The sequence below is a fragment of the Bacillus luti genome (assembly GCF_001884105.1).
Lineage (GTDB): Bacteria > Bacillota > Bacilli > Bacillales > Bacillaceae_G > Bacillus_A > Bacillus_A luti.
This window is the reverse complement of record NZ_MACI01000047.1, coordinates 22,460-40,073: the sequence shown is the minus strand read 5'-3', so window position 1 is coordinate 40,073 and position 17,614 is coordinate 22,460. Positions and strand designations below refer to the sequence as shown.

17 protein-coding genes and 1 other annotated feature are annotated in these 17,614 nt (G+C 37.3%); of the genes, 14 read left to right on the top strand and 3 right to left on the bottom strand.

Features of this window, described 5'->3' with window-relative positions:
• Positions 1 to 20 precede the first annotated feature (20 nt).
• Together BAQ48_RS10865 and clpB are read left to right on the top strand one after the other, a co-directional pair.
• Complete coding sequence (locus BAQ48_RS10865; protein WP_000531421.1) at positions 21 to 200, top strand: YjzC family protein; 180 nt, start codon at positions 21 to 23, stop codon at positions 198 to 200.
• Positions 201 to 410: 210 nt separating this feature from the next.
• Positions 411 to 3,011 (top strand): ATP-dependent chaperone ClpB, encoded by a 2,601-nt coding sequence (gene clpB / locus BAQ48_RS10860; RefSeq protein ID WP_071711081.1) that lies wholly within the window; start codon positions 411 to 413, stop codon positions 3,009 to 3,011.
• Between the two features lie 37 nt (positions 3,012 to 3,048).
• On the opposite strand, the gene BAQ48_RS10855 is transcribed toward clpB, so the two are convergent.
• A complete protein-coding gene (locus BAQ48_RS10855; protein WP_001211116.1) occupies positions 3,049 to 3,231 on the bottom strand; it encodes a YjzD family protein in 183 nt (60 codons plus the stop codon).
• Between the two features lie 156 nt (positions 3,232 to 3,387).
• On the opposite strand from BAQ48_RS10855, the gene BAQ48_RS10850 reads away from it, so the two are divergent.
• The 7 genes from BAQ48_RS10850 to BAQ48_RS10820 all read left to right on the top strand — a co-directional run bounded on the left by BAQ48_RS10850 (position 3,388) and on the right by BAQ48_RS10820 (position 9,481).
• The gene (locus BAQ48_RS10850) at positions 3,388 to 4,122 is read left to right on the top strand and encodes a lipase family protein (protein ID WP_071711080.1); all 735 of its coding nucleotides are present in this window, start codon (positions 3,388 to 3,390) and stop codon (positions 4,120 to 4,122) included.
• A gap of 29 nt (positions 4,123 to 4,151) precedes the next feature.
• Positions 4,152 to 5,024 carry an NAD-dependent epimerase/dehydratase family protein gene (locus tag BAQ48_RS10845; RefSeq protein WP_071711079.1) on the top strand — a complete coding sequence of 291 codons (873 nt, stop codon included), beginning with the start codon at positions 4,152 to 4,154 and terminating at the stop codon, positions 5,022 to 5,024.
• Positions 5,025 to 5,078: 54 nt separating this feature from the next.
• Positions 5,079 to 5,255 (top strand): ComZ family protein, encoded by a 177-nt coding sequence (locus BAQ48_RS10840; RefSeq protein ID WP_001003337.1) that lies wholly within the window; start codon positions 5,079 to 5,081, stop codon positions 5,253 to 5,255.
• Positions 5,256 to 5,493: 238 nt separating this feature from the next.
• Complete coding sequence (fabH, locus tag BAQ48_RS10835) at positions 5,494 to 6,426, top strand: beta-ketoacyl-ACP synthase III (RefSeq protein ID WP_071711078.1); 933 nt, start codon at positions 5,494 to 5,496, stop codon at positions 6,424 to 6,426.
• Positions 6,427 to 6,457: 31 nt separating this feature from the next.
• Positions 6,458 to 7,696 carry a beta-ketoacyl-ACP synthase II gene (fabF, locus tag BAQ48_RS10830; protein WP_000412657.1) on the top strand — a complete coding sequence of 413 codons (1,239 nt, stop codon included), beginning with the start codon at positions 6,458 to 6,460 and terminating at the stop codon, positions 7,694 to 7,696.
• Positions 7,697 to 7,802: 106 nt separating this feature from the next.
• Positions 7,803 to 8,591: a DUF2268 domain-containing putative Zn-dependent protease gene (locus BAQ48_RS10825; protein WP_071711077.1), complete on the top strand. Its 789-nt coding sequence runs from the start codon at positions 7,803 to 7,805 to the stop codon at positions 8,589 to 8,591.
• 143 nt (positions 8,592 to 8,734) lie between these two features.
• Complete coding sequence (locus BAQ48_RS10820; protein ID WP_000966131.1) at positions 8,735 to 9,481, top strand: YjbA family protein; 747 nt, start codon at positions 8,735 to 8,737, stop codon at positions 9,479 to 9,481.
• 279 nt (positions 9,482 to 9,760) lie between these two features.
• Here BAQ48_RS10820 and trpS read toward each other — a convergent pair whose 3' ends face one another.
• Complete coding sequence (gene trpS / locus BAQ48_RS10815; RefSeq protein WP_029442135.1) at positions 9,761 to 10,750, bottom strand: tryptophan--tRNA ligase; 990 nt, start codon at positions 10,748 to 10,750, stop codon at positions 9,761 to 9,763.
• Positions 10,751 to 10,824: 74 nt separating this feature from the next.
• Positions 10,825 to 11,041: a binding site (T-box leader), on the bottom strand.
• A 105-nt stretch (positions 11,042 to 11,146) separates the two neighbouring features.
• Entirely contained in the window at positions 11,147 to 11,527 is a 381-nt protein-coding gene (locus BAQ48_RS10810; protein ID WP_001044986.1) for a DUF3899 domain-containing protein, read from the bottom strand.
• 319 nt (positions 11,528 to 11,846) lie between these two features.
• Here BAQ48_RS10810 and BAQ48_RS10800 point away from each other — a divergent pair, with 319 nt between their 5' ends.
• From BAQ48_RS10800 to BAQ48_RS10780, 5 genes are all read left to right on the top strand, one after another.
• Positions 11,847 to 13,502 carry a peptide ABC transporter substrate-binding protein gene (locus BAQ48_RS10800; RefSeq protein ID WP_071711076.1) on the top strand — a complete coding sequence of 552 codons (1,656 nt, stop codon included), beginning with the start codon at positions 11,847 to 11,849 and terminating at the stop codon, positions 13,500 to 13,502.
• Between the two features lie 127 nt (positions 13,503 to 13,629).
• Positions 13,630 to 14,559 (top strand): oligopeptide ABC transporter permease, encoded by a 930-nt coding sequence (gene opp3b, locus BAQ48_RS10795; RefSeq protein WP_000534169.1) that lies wholly within the window; start codon positions 13,630 to 13,632, stop codon positions 14,557 to 14,559.
• Positions 14,556 to 15,572 carry an oligopeptide ABC transporter permease gene (gene opp3C, locus BAQ48_RS10790; RefSeq protein ID WP_000974108.1) on the top strand — a complete coding sequence of 339 codons (1,017 nt, stop codon included), beginning with the start codon at positions 14,556 to 14,558 and terminating at the stop codon, positions 15,570 to 15,572. Before opp3b ends, opp3C begins: the two co-directional genes overlap by 4 nt.
• Before the next feature lie 20 nt (positions 15,573 to 15,592).
• Positions 15,593 to 16,636 (top strand): ABC transporter ATP-binding protein, encoded by a 1,044-nt coding sequence (locus tag BAQ48_RS10785; RefSeq protein WP_000854340.1) that lies wholly within the window; start codon positions 15,593 to 15,595, stop codon positions 16,634 to 16,636.
• Positions 16,629 to 17,564 (top strand): ABC transporter ATP-binding protein, encoded by a 936-nt coding sequence (locus tag BAQ48_RS10780; RefSeq protein WP_000166356.1) that lies wholly within the window; start codon positions 16,629 to 16,631, stop codon positions 17,562 to 17,564. Before BAQ48_RS10785 ends, BAQ48_RS10780 begins: the two co-directional genes overlap by 8 nt.
• Positions 17,565 to 17,614 lie beyond the last annotated feature (50 nt).

Here is a 17,614-nt window from a genome sequence, read left to right as displayed (position 1 = left end):
GTCATGGAAGGAGAATGAAAATGGGACAAAATCGTAGGTTTCGTTCTGGACAAAAAGCGCCAAATGATGGCATTTACGTAGAAATTGGTGAAACAGGAAGTATGGTGAAAGATCCGCAAATGGTGAAACTAACTGCCGGTGAAAAATTCCCAGATAACACGAATCATAACCGTCAGTGGACATATAAAAGAAAACCGTAACAGAAGCCGCAATCATTATTGCGGCTTTTTTTCGTTACACATTATAATTTCATTTACCGAACCATTTTGAACAATATAATGAATGTTCCTGTTTTCTTTTTCAGATAATAAGTTTGAAAATACATAAGCAAATTTATTGTATAAAAAAGTCAGTTGGCGTATAATCAAATCAAAGGTCAAAGAAAGTCAAACTTTTGGAGGGCTGTAAAGATGGACTTAAATCAAATGACAACAAAAACACAAGAGGCGATTATGAGTGCCCAATCTTTAGCGGTATCTCATCATCACCAAGAGGTGGATACTGTTCATCTATTACTTGCATTATTAGAGGAGCAAGATGGATTAGCAGTACGTATATTTCAAAAAATGAATGTTGATATAGAAGCATTAAAGCAAGGAATAGAAAGCTTAATTAAAAAGAAACCTTCTGTAACGGGAAGCGGAGCAGAAGCTGGGAAATTGTATATAACAAGCACTCTGCAACAACTGCTTGTAAGAGCGGAGAAGGAAGCAGAAAAACTGCAAGATGATTACATTTCAGTCGAACATGTATTGCTTGCTTTTGCTGAAGAAAAAGGCGATATCAATCAATTATTTACAAGATTTCATATTACGAAAGATAATTTATTACAGTCTTTAATGACAGTTCGGGGGAATCAAAGAGTGACTAGTCAAAATCCAGAGGCAACTTATGAAGCGTTAGAAAAATATGGCCGTGATTTAGTGGCAGAAGTAAGAGCGGGGAAAATTGATCCTGTAATCGGCCGGGATAGTGAAATTCGCCGTGTTATCCGCATTCTTTCACGTAAAACGAAAAACAATCCTGTTTTAATTGGTGAACCAGGTGTTGGTAAAACAGCAATCGTTGAAGGGTTAGCGCAGCGTATTGTGAAAAAGGATGTACCAGAAGGATTAAAAGATAGAACGATTTTTGCATTAGATATGAGCGCGCTCGTAGCTGGTGCGAAATTCCGTGGTGAGTTTGAAGAGCGTCTGCAAGCTGTATTGAATGAAATTAAAAAGAGTGAAGGGCGCATTTTACTATTCATCGATGAACTTCATACAATCGTTGGCGCTGGTAAAACAGAAGGAGCGATGGATGCAGGGAATATGTTAAAACCGATGCTTGCGCGTGGTGAACTGCATTGTATCGGGGCAACGACGCTCGATGAATATCGTAAATATATTGAGAAAGATCCAGCCCTAGAAAGACGTTTCCAACAAGTATTAGCAGAAGAACCAACTGTTGAAGATACCATTTCAATTTTACGTGGATTAAAAGAGCGTTTTGAAATTTATCACGGTGTAAATATTCATGACCGCGCGATTGTAGCAGCATCCGTTTTATCAGATCGATATATTTCAGATCGATTCTTACCAGATAAAGCGATTGACCTTGTTGATGAAGCGTGCGCAACAATTCGTACGGAAATTGATTCTATGCCAACAGAATTAGATGAAGTAACGCGCCGCATTATGCAGTTAGAAATTGAGGAAGCAGCTCTTGGAAAAGAAACAGACCGTGGTAGCCAAGAACGTCTAAAAACGTTGCAACGTGAATTATCGGATTTAAAAGAAGTTGCAAGTGGCATGAGAGCGAAATGGGAGAAAGAAAAAGAAGATATTCACAAAGTTCGTGACTTACGCGAACATTTAGAGCGCCTGCGCCGAGAGTTAGAAGAAGCAGAAGGGAATTACGATTTAAATAAAGCAGCTGAACTTCGTCACGGGAAAATTCCTGCGATTGAAAAAGAGTTGAAAGAAGCAGAAGAAATGGGCGCACATAATAAACAAGAAAATCGTTTATTACGTGAGGAAGTAAGTGAAGAAGAGATTGCAGATATTGTTTCACGCTGGACGGGTATTCCTGTCGCAAAACTTGTTGAAGGTGAACGTGAGAAATTATTACGCCTAGAGCAAATTTTATCAGAGCGTGTCATCGGACAAGAAGAAGCGGTAAGCCTAGTATCAGACGCAGTTCTTCGTGCTCGCGCTGGTATTAAAGATCCGAACCGTCCGATTGGTTCTTTCATCTTCTTAGGACCAACAGGTGTTGGTAAAACAGAGCTTGCGAAAACGTTAGCGCAGTCTTTATTTGATAGTGAAGAGCAAATGATTCGTATCGATATGTCCGAGTACATGGAGAAACATGCCGTGTCCCGCTTAATTGGTGCACCTCCTGGATATGTAGGATATGAAGAAGGTGGTCAATTAACAGAAGCAGTAAGACGTAAACCATATTCCGTTATTTTGTTAGATGAAATTGAAAAAGCACATCCAGAAGTATTCAACATTTTATTACAAATGTTAGACGATGGCCGCATTACAGATTCACAGGGCCGTACAGTAGACTTTAAAAACACAGTTATTATTATGACTTCAAATATTGGATCTGCTCACTTATTAGAAGGTTTAGAAGAAGATGGTTCGATTAAAGAAGAATCAAGAGAGCTTGTAATGGGACAATTAAGAGGACATTTCCGACCAGAATTTTTAAACCGTGTCGATGAAATTATTTTATTCAAACCTCTTACAGCGAATGAAATTAAAGGTATTGTTGATAAAATTGTAAAAGAATTACAAGGTCGTTTAGCCGACCGTCACATTACAGTAGAATTAACAGATTCCGCGAAAGAATTCGTTGTAGAAGCTGGATTTGATCCGATGTACGGAGCTCGTCCATTAAAACGATATGTACAACGTCAAGTGGAAACGAAACTAGCACGAGAATTAATTGCAGGAACGATTACTGACAATAGTCACGTAGTTGTTGATGTTGAAAATAACGAGTTAGTCGTTCATGTGAAATAAAAATAAAAAAGAGTTCGGATAAAATCCGGACTCTTTTTTAGTGTTGTTCTACTGGCTCGTTTGGAATTGCAGCTGAAATCGCTAGTACTAATACCGCAAGAACAACTGAGAAAATAGACGCTTGGTTAAAATCGTATGTACCGCCAGTCATAGAGCCGATTACATAGCTCATCATATGTACAAGCAAGAACGACCAAATTAATGCCCAAATGAAACGCATATTTTACACCTCTATTCGTTCAATCTGTCCTTATTGTAACACAATTGAAAAAAGAATATAGAAAAATATTTGTAGATTTTTCAACGCAAATTTGCATTCTGTTCATACAGTATAAAAGAGTGGTTTTATACGTTTAGAAAATAAGGCGGGGGAAAAATGAGTATTACGGAACGTTTTTTTTACTTAGAAAAAGAACCATGTGTCATTTATTTGCCGGAGAAGCCAAATGGATTTTCTGTTATGCTTCTTGGTGATTACAACTACTTTATTGAGAATGGTACAAGTTTATGGACACAGCATGCGGGAAGATCTTACTTTTTACATGGTCTTATTGAAGAAGGCTACACGGTATTTTCCTCTAATTTATATGGAAGGCATTGGGGAAACGATCAATCTGTTCGTCTCGCAAAACGCTTGTATGATGTTGTGTTGAGAAAAGAGACATTGAATGCGAAAATGCATATTATGGCCGATGGGATGGGTGCGCTTGTAGCCCTTGAGATGATGAATAAATATCCTGAGTGTATACGCTCTGTCGTTATGTTAAATCCGTGTCTAGATTTACCAGAATATGTGGGGTTTGAGAAAGAGCATAAGTTTTTTTACAAAAGATTAGTGAAAGAATTAAGTTTGGCGTATGATTCCAAAGAAGAAGAATTAGAATCAAAAATAAATAAGAAATCATTTACGCTTCTTCCGTCTTGTGTACCTGTTAAAATTTTCGTATCAACACAAGAGAAGAGAGGAAGAAAACAATTGTTACGTAAATATGAGAAAATGAGACAATTTAATCAATGCGATACTTCTGTCTTATTCCATCTGCAAGATGTGAAATATAAAATGGTTAGGCAAACAACTGATTTCTTTAAAAAATATGAAGAAGAACTGTGAAGCTCCCATATACATAAATGAGGAGCTATTTGTTTCAAGGGGAAAGGGTTGGTGGTATGGAACGCGTGCTTATTGTAGGTGCACTTACGTTTGTAGGTTATCACCTTGTGAATAAAATGATCGCAGAAGAAGTAGAAGTGTATGGTCTTGATTTTGATGAATTCGATAGTATGACAAAAATTAATGAAGAGAAGTTATTGTTAATTGGGCGAAATGCGTTATTGACGTACTATTCCATAAGAGATGAGGATGGATGGAGATCAGTAGAGGGAGAGAATTTCGACACCGTATACTTTTGCTTGTACGAACCGAATCAGCAAAGCGGATTTCGGAATGAAAGGGTCATATTACAATATTTAAAGCGAATTATAAAAATGTGTGATGAGCAGAAAGTAAAGTTAAATTTAATTTCTTCTATTGAAGTAGGAAGCCAAGAGGAATCCGAAAATAAACGTCTATTTTCGAAAGTGGAAGAAGGATTGAAAAAAGGAAATTTACAATATAGTGTATTTCGAGTTCCTACATTATATGGACCGTGGCAACCATCTTTTATGATGTATCATCAGCTCATTTTATCGGAGCTGGATGAGAAAGAGTGCCATTGTACGAGTGAGGAAAAAGGGAGCGATCTACTTTACGTTGAAGATGTATGTGAATACTTATGGGAAAATGGAGCAAACGGGGAGCATGTTGGTATATACAATTTACTTAGTGGAAAAAAGTCGTTATGGGAAAAAGGTATGAGCCTTTTACGTGCAGATGATAAAGTGAATAAAAATAGTAAGGGAGAAAGAGATGAAGCGGCCGAGGATATTTCAATTAAAAGAAATACCCCGTTAGAATACGGTTTAAATAAGCAATTGGCCCACATGAAAAAATATAAAGAGTTATACGAAGGGTAGCGCGCATGTTACACTATTGTATGTGAAAGTTTTATTGGAGAGGAAGAATAGAATATGAACGAAAAAAGCATGCAATTTTTACAAATCGCAATGAAGCATTTACCAGAAGCAAAGGCAATTTTAGATTCTAATGGAATTGCGCTTGATATGGAGAAAGCACAACCAGTGTTAGAGTTATTGATGAAAGTAATGAACGAAGCATATGAGCTTGGAAAAGCGGATAAAGAATAAAGAATAAAATCCTTCTTTTGGATGGGAGAGAGGCTCGGACCGTGAGTAGAAGCGGTTCGGGTTTTTTATATTTTAAGCGAAATAGGGAGAGGTATGTTTCTGTTTCTTTTACTGAAGAATAAAGAGAATAATACGCTACCTTTATGTTTTGGCTGAAATATATTCTAGACAAAAATACATTTATGTTTTAAAATTAGTACCAAGTCATAATAATTGATATAAAACGGAGGGCTGCGATGTGAACGTGGGCATTTTAGGGATCGGAAGATATGTGCCAGAAAAAGTAGTCACAAATCACGATTTAGAGAAAATAATGGAAACATCCGATGAATGGATTCGTACGAGAACGGGAATTGCAGAAAGACGCATTGCCGATGATACAATAGATACTTCATATATGGCGGTAGAGGCTTCTAAGAAAGCACTTGAAGACGCTGGGGTTAGTGGAGAGGATATCGATCTTATTTTAGTAGCGACAGTAACGCCAGATCGTGCTTTTCCAGCAGTGGCTTGTGTGATTCAAGAAGCAATTGGAGCAAAACATGCAGCTGCAATGGATTTAAGTGCAGCATGTGCTGGTTTTATGTACGGAATGATTACAGCGCAGCAATTTATTCAAACGGGAACTTATAAAAATGTATTAGTAGTTGGTAGTGATAAGCTATCTAAAATTGTAGACTGGAATGATCGAAATACAGCAGTACTATTTGGAGATGGAGCCGGTGCTATCGTAATGGGAGCTGTTTCAGAAGGAAGAGGCGTTCTATCTTTCGAATTAGGAGCAGACGGAAGTGGCGGTAAGCATCTTTATCAAGATGAGTATGTTATGATGAATGGCAGAGAAGTCTTTAAATTTGCCGTTCGTCAACTTGGTGATTCTTGTCTTCGCGTTTTAGATAAAGCTGGTCTTACGAAAGAAGATGTGGATTTCTTAGTACCGCATCAAGCGAACATTCGTATTATGGAATCTGCAAGAGAGAGATTAAATTTACCACAAGAAAAAATGAGTATGACAATTGAGAAGTTCGGTAATACATCAGCTTCTTCAATTCCGATTGCAATGGTAGAGGAATTGCAAAACGGACGTATTCAAGACGGTGATTTAATTATACTTGTTGGTTTTGGCGGCGGATTAACATGGGGAGCAGTCGCTCTTCGTTGGGGTAAATAAGGACTGAGAGAAAAAAAGGAGTGTATTTTGTATGGAAAAAAAGAGGGTCGTAATTACAGGACTAGGAGCTGTTACACCGGTCGGTACAGATGTTGAAACAGCATGGGAAAACATTAAAAAGGGTGTATCTGGAATCGGACGACTTACAAGAATTGATCCGGAACTATTTCCAGCAAAAGTAGCAGCAGAAATTAACGACTTTGAAGTCGAGAAATATATTGATAAAAAAGAAGCGCGCCGTATGGATCGCTTTACACAATATGCAGTAGCAGCAGCGAAAATGGCAGTTGCAGATGCAAAGCTTGAGATTACAGAAGAAAACGGACCTCGAATTGGTGTATGGATTGGTTCTGGTATTGGCGGTATGGAAACATACGAAGAACAATTTAAGATTTTTACTGAGAAAGGCCCGCGCCGCGTGAGCCCATTCTTCGTACCGATGATGATTCCAGATATGGCAGCAGGTCAAGTATCGATCGCAACAGGGGCGAAGGGAATCAATACTTGTTCTGTAACAGCTTGTGCATCTGGCGCAAACTCAATTGGTGATGCATTTAAAGCGATTCAGCGCGGTGATGCTGACGCAATGATTACAGGCGGAGCAGAGGCGCCGTTAACAAGTATGGCATTCGCAGGATTCAGTTCAGCGAAAGCTTTAACATTTAATGAAGATCCAGCAACAGCTTGCCGTCCATTCGATAAAAACCGTAGTGGTTTCGTAATGGGTGAAGGTTCAGGTATTTTAATTCTTGAAGAATTAGAGCACGCATTAGCTCGAGGCGCTCGCATTTACGCGGAAATCGCTGGCTACGGTGCAACTGGTGATGCATTCCATATTACAATGCCTGCCCCTGGCGGTGAAGGCGGAGTACGTGCGATGCGTCAAGCTTTGGCAGATGCAGGTCTACAGCCAGAAGATATTGACTACATTAATGCGCACGGTACAAGTACAGATGCGAATGAAAAGTATGAAACGATGGCAATTAAAGAAACGTTCGGTGAGCACGCGTATAAAGTAGCAATCAGCTCAACGAAATCAATGACAGGTCACTTATTAGGAGCAGCTGGTGCTGTTGAAGCGATCTTCTCTATTAAATCAATTACAGACGGAGTAATTCCTCCAACGATTAACTATGAAACACCAGATCCAGAATGTGACTTAGATTACGTACCGAATAATGCGAGACATCAAGAAGTAAACGCAGTATTAAGTAACTCATTAGGATTCGGCGGTCATAATGCAGTATTAGTATTTAAATCGTATAAATAATAGATGAAATAAGGTGTTTTTTCGTAACAAACTACGAAAAAACACCTTATTTATTTTTACGTCTTTTTCCCTTTTTGCATATACATAAGAAAAAGGAGGGATAAAGATGGGGGTTGTTGAAACAGCTGAGTGGCTACATCTATATTACGGACGACCAGAAAAACTATGTGAAAAATTTACGAAGTATATCCCGTTACCGAAAGAAAGATTGTATCGCTTTTTAATTTCCAAAGGTATGTATCGCCCGGTCATGCGAGGAGAACGAGAAATTAAAGAGTTAGAGAAAAAGGAAATCTGGAAAGAGTTAAGTATGGAGTATGATAAATTAAAAAAATGGTTAAACGGTCCAGATATCCCTATCTTTATTTTATTATCAGATTCCTATAACCGAACTGTACAAGAAGAATATAACGGGAAAGCGGGGCTTTCTATGCGCCACGTTATTTTCTTGTTCGTATGTGGGCGGAATTCTTTAGAAGAGTTAAAAGCGTTATTGGCACATGAATATCACCATATATGCAGGTTACATCAAATTGAAAAGAAAGAAACAGAGTATACATTACTTGATACGATGATTATGGAAGGGTTAGCTGAGCAGGCAGTAACGGAAAGGTATACAGAAAAAAATAATGCACCGTGGACGACGTACCTTTCAAAAGAAGAAGCACTTTATTATTGGAGGAACGTTGTACACGAAAGAATAACGATAAAACGAGGAACAAGGGAGCATGATATCTTATTAAATGGTCTTCATTCTTATCCGAAAATGCTTGGTTATGCGCTTGGCTTTCATATTGTAAAAGATTGTGTAGCATTGGAAGAAGATACACTATCTTTATTATCTATAGATGCGAAAGAAATATTGGGTAAAGCAAATACGTTTCATGTTCCATAAAAAACAGGGGCTATATCTCCTGTTTTTTTTTAATATTATAGAAGAAAAAATAATAACTAGAATATATTTCCTTAAGTGGAATAAAGTTAAGCAAAAATGAACATAATGATTGGTACAAACAGTAGTGAAGTGAGGGGTAGAGAATGTTATATCTACATGATGTATGGGTAAATTGGTTTGAAGGTGAAGAAAATGGGTATAACGTTTGTCATTTTTACGAATGGCGGAAAGATGATACGATTGAACTATTAGATCAAGTGCCATTATTAAAAGTAGATTCCACATTATATCATTACATCGAGAACGAATTGTTAGAGCTTCCACAAAAGTTATTGGAAGACGTACATCATAAGGCTTATATTCGTAAAAATCACGAACGTTTGCAACAGGAATATTGTTTTGTAGTTACAGATGGAAAAGGAATTATTGCGATTGATTCAATTGGCTACAATGTGCCAATTCGAAAAAGCAGACTTATACCTCGCCAAGAGCAGATGGTATATGAGATGGTAGAAAACGTACAAGCAGAAAAGTATGAGTTCCAAGTAGAAGAAACAGAAAAAGAGCATCATATTTTATCGCCATCTCCTTTTATTATGAATGGTTTGACTCGTAAAGAAAGACAGTTAAAACAATTATTATTTATGGCGTTAGATCAATTACATACAACGAAAAATACAGCTGAAATTCGCTATTGGTACACAGAGTGGGATCCATCAGAATATGGAACAGTTCAACATATGGAATTTGAAGATATTTGGGCTAGATTATATGATGAAGCGAAATCAGGCTGGTCTGAGAAGCATGAACAATTATGCGAGCGCCTTGTAAAAGGACAGCCATTTTTTGAAAAGTTATGGGAAATGGAAAATGAGCAGAAGGTAAATTAAAAAAACCGCCAATTGGCGGTTTTTTTAATTTGTAGAAATCTAGCTCCGGCAGCAAGCTCTTCGTGTCTAAGAACCTTCCGCATAAGAAGACAAAAAGCGTCTTCTATGCGAAAGAACCTTAGTCGTCAGGGCTAAACAGTCGCTTCCGCTTTATATAAAATCTAGCTCCAGCGGCAAGAATGTTCGGTGGCTTCGCGCCTTCCTGCGAGGCAAAAAACGCCTCTACGTCAGGAGCTCCATCCCCCGCACATTCTAAGCGAGCCGCTTCCGCTTTATATGTTACCTACGTTTTCTACTTAATCCCATTGCGTTTTCTACTTTGCGTAGTTGTTTGAATGCGACGCGGTTTGCTTTTTCGGCACCTTTGTCTAGAATTTCGTCTAGTTCTGGTGAGTTGATTAGTTCGTTATATTTGTCTTGGATTGGGCGAATTGCTTCTACGACTACTTGAGCTAAGTCGCCTTTGAAATCACCGTATCCTTTTCCTTCATACATTGTTTCAATTTCTTCAACTGTTTTTCCAGAGAATGAAGAGTAAATTGTTAATAAGTTAGAGATACCAGGTTTGTTTTCTTTATCAAATTTCACGATACCTTCAGAATCAGTTACAGCACTTTTAATTTTCTTTTCGATTGTTTTTGGCTCATCAAGCATGCTAATCATTGATTTTGGATTTGGATCAGATTTACTCATTTTTTTCGTTGGCTCTGTTAATGACATAACGCGAGCTCCTACTTTTGGAATGCGAATTTCAGGCATTGTGAAGATTTCACGGTAACGTTTGTTGAAACGCTCTGCTAAGTCGCGTGTTAATTCAATATGTTGCTTTTGGTCGTCACCAACTGGTACGATTTCTGTGTTATAAAGTAAAATATCAGCAGCCATTAATGGTGGATACGTAAGTAATCCAGCTGGAACTGAATCTCTACCTGATGCTTTATCTTTATATTGCGTCATACGCTCTAATTCTCCAACGTAAGCAACAGATTGCATGATCCAGCCTAGCTGAGCGTGTGCTGGTACTTCTGACTGTACAAATAAAGTAGCTTTTTCAGGATCGATGCCGCATGCTACATAAAGTGCAGCAAGACTGCGGATGTTTTTACGAAGTTGTACGGGATCTTGAGGTACTGTAATAGCATGTTGGTTTACAATACAGAAATAACAGTCGTGTTCGTTTTGAAGCTCTGTAAATTGCTTCATTGCTCCTAAATAGTTTCCAAGTGTAATCGTTCCACTCGGTTGAATACCAGAAAAGATAACTGACATAAGTAATTCCTCCTAAAATTGAATGCGTGATTGGGAAGAGAAGGCAAACAAAAAAGCCCATTCATCCCAAAAATGATAGGGACGAATGGACCGCGGTACCACCCTAATTATTTCACTACTGTGAAATCTCTTTAATCCATAATAACGTTTGGATATAACGCCAAAGCCTACTACTTTCGGTTCGGTTTGGTGCTCAAAAGCCCATTCCACATTGTACAATTACTTGTTCACACCAACCACAAGCTCTCTGAAATTGCCTCAATATGTACTCTTCTTTATCATCGCATACATATAAATTTATTTATTGTTACTTGAGCTCTTTTAATATGAAAGAACTAAAGTTTTATAACAAAATGTTTTGCTGATAATTATATCATATGGGATAGTGTTTGCAAACTACATCAAAATAGTAAAGCTAATGAGAGTCGAGAACACCCCAAGTACGATACCTGTGATACATATAGGATACGTCCATTTGAATGAATATGTTTTATAAATACGTTCTTTCTTATTAACAGGTTCCTCTGCTTCCTCAATTAAAGAGTCTATTTTTTTGTTCGTACCAAATACTTTTTGGAAGGCGTAAAGAGTTACATTAAAAAATCCATTTTGAAATATGTATAAAAAACCACCAACCAGAATAAAAAATAGTGCGATATAAAACGAGATATTGACAAAGTTCAACAAAAATTGAGATGAAATGAGGAATGCGCCAATACTAGAAGCAATTATCGCTATAAAAATTAGTATACAAGTATGAAAAAAAACTTTATTCAAAATATTCCCCTCCGTCAAAATATTACTAGAATTATTATACTATAAAAGCTATAATAAGTACTAGAATTAATTTTTTGAAAATTATACGCAATTAAAGGTCTGATTTCAAGATGATGGTAGCAATGTTAACGTATACCTTTACAGAAAAATAAAAATATAAACATTTTATTAAAAATTTTAACAAAAAAACAAAAAACTATATTCACAATCGTCGTATTATATGTATAATGAAAATTGTAGAAACTTGGAGATTATTCTTTCAATTCTACTTTTTAACAAGTGAGGGTACAGGAAGTGCAATTAGGGGAGGCAACACAACATGAAGAAAAAGATACCGTTATTACTTGCATCAACTTTAACTGCAAGTATGTTGCTTGGCGCGTGTAGCTACCAAAAAGATGACGCAAAAGCAAAAGGGAAAGAGAACGCTACTAGTAGTAGTAACGGAAAACAGATTCTTAATTTAACAGAGTTATCTGAAATTCCGTCAATGGATGCATCATTAGCATCTGATTCTTCATCTTCTACAGCTTTAAATAATACGATGGAAGGTTTGTATCGTACGGGCAAAGATCAAAAGAGAATGCCTGGAGTTGCTGAAGATGTTGAAAAGCTAGATGATGGGAAGAAATACATATTTAAGTTAAGAAAAGATGCGAAATGGTCGAATGGGGAACCTGTAACAGCTAAAGACTTTGTGTATTCATGGAAAAGAGCAGTAAATCCAGAGACAAAAGCGACGTATTCGTACATTATGTTTGATATTAAAAATGCAGAGAAGATTCATAAAAAAGAATTACCTGCTGACCAATTAGGTGTAAAAGCGATTGATGATTATACATTAGAAGTGGAATTAGACAACCCTGTTCCTTACTTTATTGATTTAACAGTTTATCCAGTGTTTTACCCACTAAATGAAAACTTTGTAAAAGCACAAGGTGATAAGTTCGGTTTAGAGGCAAATACAACACTATATAACGGGCCATTCGTAATGAGTGATTGGAAACATGAACAAAGTTTCCAATTCAAGAAGAACCCTTCGTATTGGGATAATAAAACGGTTAAAATCGAAGAGATCAATTTTAATATTGTAAAAAATACAGCAACTGATGTAAATTTATATGAGACAAACGCGATTGATCGTGCGGCTTTAACGTCGGAATTTGTTGATAAATTTAGACAGAGTCCAGAGTTCCAAACAAGAAAAGAAGCAGGGGTTGCTTACTTAAGATTTAATCAAAGTAATCAGTACTTAAGTAATAAAAACTTAAGAAAAGCAATTTCAATGTCATTTGACCGTGATAACATTGCAAAAGTTATTTTAAATAACGGTGCAATTGGAGCTTACGGATTTGTTGGAAAAGATTTCGCTGAAGGCCCGAATAAAAAAGATTTCCGAGCTGAAAATGGAAAGTTAGTTGAAACAAATCCAAAAGAAGCGAAGAAGCTTTGGGAAACAGCGAAGAAAGAGCTTGGCACTGATAAAATTGAACTAGAATTCTTAAACTTTGATAATGAAGATGCTAAAAAAGTTGGTGAATTCTTAAAAGGTGAGATGGAAAAGAACTTACCTGGTTTAACGATTAAAATGAAACAGCAGCCATTCGCACAAAAAAATAAATTAGAAGATTCTCAGCAATATGATATTGCGTTTGGTATTTGGGGACCAGATTTCCCAGATCCAATCTCATATTTAGATATGTTTGTTACGAATGGTTCTCAAAATAAAACAGGATATGCTAATCCGAAATATGATGAGTTAATTCTGAAAGCTAAAACAGATACAAAAGATTTACAAGCTCGCTGGAACAACCTTTTAGAAGTAGAGAAAATGCTAATTAAAGAGGATGCGGTTATCGCTCCGATCTTCCAAAAAGGTTCAGCGTATGTAGTAAAAGGTGCTGTAAAAGATATTATCCCAATCAACTATGGTGGTAAATTAACTTACAAATGGGCATCTGTTGAACAAAAATAATCTTTTTTTCCATCGTTTACAGGGGTATATGCCTATGATGGGCATATGCTCTTATTTTAAAAAAATAAAAGTAAGAATATTTTAAACTATCTTATTGCTTTTGAGAAAAACGGGGAGGTGCTTGACTATGGGACGTTATGTATTAAAACGTTTCGTGTACATGGCTTTGACATTATTTTTAATTACTACACTGACTTTCTTTTTGATGAAATTACTTCCGGGTTCTCCGCTTAAAAACCAGGAGAAGCTATCACCGGCACAAAAAGAAATCATTCTTGAAAAATACGGATTGAATGATCCAGTACCAGTTCAATATGCACGTTACTTAGGTAACTTAGCACAAGGTGATTTAGGGGTATCATTCCAATATGATAACCGTCCAGTAACAGACATGATTGTGGATCGTATTGGACCATCCGCACAACTTGGTTTACAAGCGATTATATTAGGAACATTTATCGGATTAATTTTAGGTATTGTTGCTGCACTTCGTAATAATACGTGGGTGGATTATAGTGCCACAGTTATTTCGGTACTCGGAATGTCAGTACCATCATTCGTATTCGCCGCATTACTGCAGTATTTCGTAGGGGTAAAACTTGGTTGGTTCCCAGTAGCCTTCTGGAAAGGACCAGAGTTTACTGTAATGCCTACAATTGCATTATCAATGGGAGTTATCGCAACAATCGCACGTTTCTCTCGTGCAGAATTAATTGAAGTTATGCAGTCTGACTATATTTTAACAGCGAAAGCAAAAGGGATTAGCCAAGGCGTTATCATTGTAAAACACGCACTTCGTAACGCGTTAATTCCAGTTGTAACAATTTTAGGACCGATGGTTGCTGCGTTAATTACAGGGACACTTGTTATCGAGCAAATTTATGCTGTACCTGGACTTGGGGAACAATTCGTTAAATCGATTACTTTAAATGACTATACAGTTATTATGGGAACTACGATTTTCTATAGTGCAATCTTCATTTTAGTTATTTTCATTGTCGATATTTTATACGGAATTATTGATCCTCGTATTCGTTTAGCGGGAGGGAAAAAATGATGAAAGATGTACAAAAATTATCTCCAGATCTATTTCAACAAGCAAATCAAAATAATGTTGATAATGAAGTCATTGCCCGTCCAAGCTTAACGTTTTGGCAAGATGTAAGAAGACGTTTGTTCCAACATAAAGGTGCGATGCTTGGTCTTGTATTACTAGTTATCATCACACTATTAGCGATTTTCGGACCTGTGGTAAGTAAACACTCGTATAAAGAGCAAGATTTAGGTCGTGCGAAATTACCACCGAAAATTCCAGTTATTGAAAATGTTCATTGGTTACCATTTGACGGTACAGATCAATATGGTGTTGACCAATATGCAAAACGTGATATTAAAGAGTACTTCTGGTTTGGTACAGATGACCTTGGCCGTGACTTATGGACAAGAACATGGGAAGGTACACGCGTATCATTATATATCGCTCTTTTAGCAGCAGCAATTGACTTAGTAATTGGGGTTGCATACGGAGGAGTTTCAGCATTCTATGGCGGTAGAGTAGATAATATTATGCAACGTATTATGGAGATTATTAACGGTATTCCATACTTAATCATCGTAATTTTAATGGTAATCATTATGGGATCTGGTATTTGGTCGATTACACTCGCAATGGCGATTACAGGTTGGATAGGGATGTCGCGGATTGTTCGTGGACAAATCTTAAAGTTAAAAAACCAAGAGTATGTATTAGCGTCTCGTACATTAGGTGCAACAAATACACAATTAATTGTGAAACACTTAATTCCAAACGTTATGGGACCAATTATCGTAATGACAATGTTTACAATTCCATCAGCGGTGTTTGGTGAGGCATTCTTAAGCTTCATCGGTTTAGGAATTCAGCCACCATTCGCATCACTTGGTTCTCTTGTAAACGATGGATATAAGTCAATTCAAACGTATCCACACATGATGTTCATCCCTGCGGTTGTCATCAGTATGTTAATTCTAGCATTTAACTTAATGGCAGATGGATTACGCGATGCGTTAGATCCAAAAATGCGTAAGTAAACAAGGAGGGAGAAGTAAAAATGAAAACATTGTTAGAGGTAAAAGATTTACAAGTCTCCTTTGATACACATGCAGGTGAAGTACAAGCAGTGCGCGGAGTTACTTTTGATTTGAAAAAAGGGGAAACATTAGCGATTGTAGGAGAGTCTGGTTCTGGGAAATCAGTTACTTCTAAAGCGCTAATGGGATTAATCCCAAATCCTCCAGGACGTATTAAAAATGGAGAGATTGTATTTGATGGTCGTGATTTAACGAAATTAACGGAAAAAGAAATGCAGCAAGTACGCGGTAAAGATATCGCAATGATTTTCCAAGATCCTATGACATCATTAAATCCAACAATGACAATTGGGAATCAAATTATGGAAGGTCTTATTAAACACCAAGGGATGAGTAGAGCAGACGCACGTAAAGTTGCGTTAGAATTAATCGACCTTGTAGGTATTCCAAATCCAGAAGCACGTTTAAAACAATATCCTCACCAATTCTCAGGTGGTATGAGACAGCGTGTAGTTATTGCGATGGCGTTAGCTTGTAACCCGAAATTATTAATTGCCGATGAGCCGACAACGGCGCTAGACGTTACGATTCAGGCGCAAATTTTAGAGCTTATGAAAGACATTCAGCAAAAGACAGAAGCAGCAATCATTTTCATTACGCATGACTTAGGTGTAGTAGCAAACGTTGCTGACCGAGTTGCAGTTATGTACGCTGGTAAAGTTGTTGAAATTGGAACTGTAGATGAAATTTTCTATAATCCGAAACATCCATACACTTGGGGCTTAATTGCATCTATGCCAAGCTTAGATGGATCAGAGGAAGAATTATACGCAATCCCTGGAACGCCTCCAGACTTATTAAAACCGCCAAAGGGAGATGCTTTTGCACCACGTAACCCACAGGCGCTGAAAATTGATTTTGAAATGGAACCACCGTTATTTAAAGTAAGTGATACACACTATGCGGCAACTTGGTTACTTCATGAGCAAGCTCCAGAAGTGAAACCGCCGGCGGTCGTTGAAAAACGCATTCTTCAAATGAAAGCAGGTGAACAACATGACTAAACAACGTGAGAAATTAATTGAAGTGAAAAATGTACAACAACACTTTGACGTGAGTGGTGGTGTTGTCAAAGCGGTTAATGATATTTCATTTGACATTTATCGCGGTGAAACATTTGGACTTGTAGGAGAATCTGGTTGTGGTAAATCAACAACTGGAAGAACGATCATTCGTTTATATGATGCAACTGCTGGTGAAGTGTTGTTCGATGGTGAAAATGTACATGGTAAAAAATCACGTGCAGAACTGAAGAAATTCAACCGTAAAATGCAAATGATTTTCCAAGATCCATATGCATCATTAAACCCTCGTATGACAGTAGGGGACATTATTGCAGAAGGTATTGATATTCACGGACTAGCAAAAAGCAAAAAAGAGCGTATGGATCGTGTTCATGAACTGTTAAACACAGTTGGTTTAAATAAAGAACACGCAAACCGTTTCCCGCATGAGTTCTCGGGTGGACAACGTCAACGTATCGGTATTGCTCGAGCACTTGCTGTAGAACCTGAGTTTATCATTGCCGATGAGCCAATCTCAGCACTTGACGTATCGATTCAGGCGCAAGTTGTAAACTTACTGAAACAGTTACAAAAAGAAAAAGGTTTAACATACTTATTCATTGCCCATGATTTATCGATGGTAAAATACATTAGTGACCGCATCGGTGTAATGTACCGTGGTCAAATCGTTGAGTTAACAACAAGTGATGAGTTATATGCGAATCCAATTCATCCATATACAAAATCACTACTATCAGCAATTCCGCTTCCAGATCCAGATTATGAGCGCAATCGTAAACGTATCGTATACGATCCATCTCAACATGATTATGGTAGTGAAGCACCAACAATGCGCGAAATTCGCCCAGGACATTTCGTATTATGTTCTGAAGCGGAGTACAAGAAATATAAAGAAATCTATCAATAAGAAAAAGAGCCATTCTTCTGTTATGGAAGAATGGCTCTTTTTTTGTTAGA

Excerpts from the sequence above, each read along its gene's own strand:
- BAQ48_RS10865 (WP_000531421.1), top strand. The coding sequence starts at position 21 with ATGGGACAAAATCGTAGGTTTCGTTCTGGACAAAAAGCGCCAAATGAT.
- clpB (WP_071711081.1), top strand. The coding sequence starts at position 411 with ATGGACTTAAATCAAATGACAACAAAAACACAAGAGGCGATTATGAGT.
- BAQ48_RS10855 (WP_001211116.1), bottom strand. The coding sequence starts at position 3,231 with ATGCGTTTCATTTGGGCATTAATTTGGTCGTTCTTGCTTGTACATATG.
- BAQ48_RS10850 (WP_071711080.1), top strand. The coding sequence starts at position 3,388 with ATGAGTATTACGGAACGTTTTTTTTACTTAGAAAAAGAACCATGTGTC.
- BAQ48_RS10840 (WP_001003337.1), top strand. The coding sequence starts at position 5,079 with ATGAACGAAAAAAGCATGCAATTTTTACAAATCGCAATGAAGCATTTA.
- fabF (WP_000412657.1), top strand. The coding sequence starts at position 6,458 with ATGGAAAAAAAGAGGGTCGTAATTACAGGACTAGGAGCTGTTACACCG.
- BAQ48_RS10825 (WP_071711077.1), top strand. The coding sequence starts at position 7,803 with ATGGGGGTTGTTGAAACAGCTGAGTGGCTACATCTATATTACGGACGA.
- BAQ48_RS10820 (WP_000966131.1), top strand. The coding sequence starts at position 8,735 with ATGTTATATCTACATGATGTATGGGTAAATTGGTTTGAAGGTGAAGAA.
- trpS (WP_029442135.1), bottom strand. The coding sequence starts at position 10,750 with ATGTCAGTTATCTTTTCTGGTATTCAACCGAGTGGAACGATTACACTT.
- BAQ48_RS10800 (WP_071711076.1), top strand. The coding sequence starts at position 11,847 with ATGAAGAAAAAGATACCGTTATTACTTGCATCAACTTTAACTGCAAGT.
- opp3b (WP_000534169.1), top strand. The coding sequence starts at position 13,630 with ATGGGACGTTATGTATTAAAACGTTTCGTGTACATGGCTTTGACATTA.
- opp3C (WP_000974108.1), top strand. The coding sequence starts at position 14,556 with ATGATGAAAGATGTACAAAAATTATCTCCAGATCTATTTCAACAAGCA.
- BAQ48_RS10785 (WP_000854340.1), top strand. The coding sequence starts at position 15,593 with ATGAAAACATTGTTAGAGGTAAAAGATTTACAAGTCTCCTTTGATACA.
- BAQ48_RS10780 (WP_000166356.1), top strand. The coding sequence starts at position 16,629 with ATGACTAAACAACGTGAGAAATTAATTGAAGTGAAAAATGTACAACAA.